The following is a 2,718-nucleotide window of genomic DNA, read 5'->3' on the forward strand; positions in this document are numbered from 1 at the left end:
CGCGGGCGGGTGTTCCGCTCGCGGAGTCGGCGTCGACCTGACGCCCGGGGTGGATCCGGCCAGGTCCGCCGCGATCGACTGCATCAGCGCCACCGCGCCCGCTTCGGTGACCTCGATGCGGTGATGGCCGAGCGAGGCGATGCAGGCGAGGATGGCGCCGGCCGCGCCCCGGGTCCCGGTCCGGGCGACAGCGCCGTGTCCGCGGATCGCGTCGGAGAATCGCTGGCGGATCCGGATGTCGGCCGCCACGACCGCCGCCCGGTCCTCCGGCGTGAGATACCGGATCTGCCAGCGGTACAGCGCGGCGCGGGAGCGGTGGGTCAGTGTCGCCCGGGTGACCGAGTCGACCAGGTGGTCGAGGTCATCGGAACCGGACGTGGCGGCGTCGAGTTCCCCGACGAGCGTGGCGACCGCGTCTCGGAACATCGCGTACTTGCCCGGGACGTACCGGTACAGCGCACCGGGGGTCACCGCGAGTCGATCCGCGATGTGCTCCACACGGGTCGCGTGGTATCCGCGTCGAGTGAACTCCTCGGCCGCGGCCAGCGCGATCTCCGCACGTCGGGACCCCGGTGGAGGGGCGTCCGGGAACCTCGTGGGCAGTGGTGGTGACGATGTCATGACCTCTCGGATCTCGTGAGGGCGGATCGGGGTGTGATCTTGACAACAGCGGATACAGTGGCCATAGTAAACCCGAATTCACAGATATATGTGATCGAATCCATGTGAGTGTCTCGAGTGCGTCGTCGCAGACCGGCTCGGGACGGAAGGGACAACCCACCCATGTCAGTGCCCGAGGCCTACATCTACGACGCGGTGCGCACGCCACGCGGTAAGGGCAAGTCCAGCGGTTCGCTGTACAGCGTCGCCCCGATCGACCTCGCCGTCGGCGTGCTGCGTTCGCTGGTCGAGCGCAACAGCGGTCTCGATCCCGCACAGATCGAGGACGTCGTCATGGGCATCGTCGGTCCGGTCGGTGAGCAGGGCGCGGTGTTGCCCCGCATCGCGGCCCTCGCCGCCGGACTGCCCGAGACGGTGGCCGGGGTGCAGCAGAACCGCTTCTGTGCCTCCGGGCTCGAGGCCGTGAACCTGGCCGCGCAGAAGGTCCGCGCGGGGTGGGAGGACCTCGTCGTCGCCGGTGGCGTGGAGTCGATGTCGCGGGTCCCGATGGGCTCCGACGGCGGCGCCTGGGCGCAGAACCCCCGGGTCAACTACTCCACCTCGTTCGTCCCGCAGGGGATCGGCGCGGACCTCATCGCCACGATCGAGGGCTTCTCCCGCGGGGACGTCGACGAGTTCGCCGCGCGGTCGCAGGAGCTCGCCTCCGCCGCCTGGGACGAGGGCCGCTTCGCGCGCTCGGTCATCCCGGTGGTCGACTCCGCCGGTCTGGTCGTGCTCGACCATGACGAGCACATCCGGCGGGGCACCACCGCCGACGATCTCGCGTCACTCCGGCCGTCGTTCGCGGCGCTCGGTGAGCAGGCCGGTTTCGACGCCGTGGCGCTGCAGAAGTACCACTCGGTCGAGCGCATCGACCACGTCCATCACGCCGGGAACTCCTCCGGGATCGTCGACGGTGCCACCGCGATGCTCATCGGCAACGCCGAGGCCGGCGAGCGCAACGGCCTCGCGCCGCGCGCCAGGATCGTCTCGGCCGCCGTCATCGGTTCGGAGCCCACGATCATGCTCACCGGCCCCACCCCGGCCGCCCGCAAGGCCCTCGCCAAAGCCGGCCTGACGATCGACGACATCGACTTGTTCGAGGTCAACGAGGCGTTCGCCGCCGTGCCGATGAAGTTCGCCAAGGACCTCGGGGTCCCCATGGAGAAGATCAACGTCAACGGCGGCGCGATCGCCATGGGGCACCCCCTCGGCGCGACCGGCGCGATGATCCTCGGCACCGCCCTGGACGAGCTGGAACGTCGCGACGCCCGCTACGCCCTCGCGACCCTGTGCGTGGGTGCCGGCATGGGCATCGCCACCATCATCGAACGCCTGTAGACGACCCGGCCGCCAGCCTTGACAAGGACGAGAAAAACCCCAATGAGCAGCGAATTCACCAACACCATCACCTACGAGCGCGACGCCGACGGCGTCGTCGTCCTCACCATGGACGATCCGGGTCAGAGCGCCAACACCATGAACGCCGACTACCTGGCGTCCATGGAGGCGGCCGTCGACAGGCTCGCCTCCGAGGTCGACGAGATCACCGGCGTGATCCTGACCTCCGCCAAGAAGACCTTCTTCGCCGGCGGCGACCTGGCCGACATCCTGTCGATCCCCGCTGACGGGGCGGACCTGGCCGTGGCCACCGTCGAGCGGGCCAAGGCGCCACTGCGGCGACTGGAGACCCTGGGTAAGCCCGTCGTGGCCGCCATCGCGGGTGCCGCGCTCGGCGGCGGTCTCGAGATCGCGCTGGCCACCCACCACCGGATCGTGGTGGACTCGCCCGCGATCCAGCTGGGCCTACCCGAGGTGAGTCTCGGTCTGCTGCCCGGTGGCGGCGGGATCGTCCGCACCGTGCGCATGCTCGGTGTGGCCACGGCCCTGACGGAGGTGCTGCTCGAGGGCAGGCGCCTGCGTCCGGGCAGGGCCCACGAGCTCGGGCTCGTCGACGAGCTGGTGGCCGGCCCCGACGACCTGGTGCCCGCGGCGAAGGCGTGGATCGCCGCCAACGCCGACGATCCCGAGGCGGCGACCCAGCCGTGGGACCGCAAG

General features: G+C 70.4%; 3 protein-coding genes. 2 read left to right on the forward strand and 1 reads right to left on the reverse strand.

Features of this window, described 5'->3' with window-relative positions; translation table 11 throughout:
* Positions 1–621, reverse strand: a 621-nt coding sequence (locus G6028_RS15615; RefSeq protein WP_182659418.1) for a TetR/AcrR family transcriptional regulator, incomplete at its 3' end; no start/stop codon positions are given.
* 162 nt (positions 622–783) lie between these two features.
* Between G6028_RS15615 and G6028_RS15620 the strand changes: the two genes are divergently transcribed.
* Both G6028_RS15620 and G6028_RS15625 read left to right on the forward strand, forming a co-directional pair.
* Positions 784–2,001 (forward strand): acetyl-CoA C-acetyltransferase, encoded by a 1,218-nt coding sequence (locus tag G6028_RS15620; RefSeq protein WP_182659419.1) that lies wholly within the window; start codon positions 784–786, stop codon positions 1,999–2,001.
* A 42-nt stretch (positions 2,002–2,043) separates the two neighbouring features.
* Positions 2,044–2,718: enoyl-CoA hydratase-related protein (locus G6028_RS15625; RefSeq protein WP_182659420.1), on the forward strand; the 675-nt coding region annotated here is incomplete at its 3' end.

The sequence above is a fragment of the Dietzia cercidiphylli genome (assembly GCF_014145145.1).
Lineage (GTDB): Bacteria > Actinomycetota > Actinomycetes > Mycobacteriales > Mycobacteriaceae > Dietzia > Dietzia natronolimnaea.

Coding starts and splice junctions, on each gene's coding strand:
- G6028_RS15620 (WP_182659419.1), top strand. CDS start 784: ATGTCAGTGCCCGAGGCCTACATCTACGACGCGGTGCGCACGCCACGC.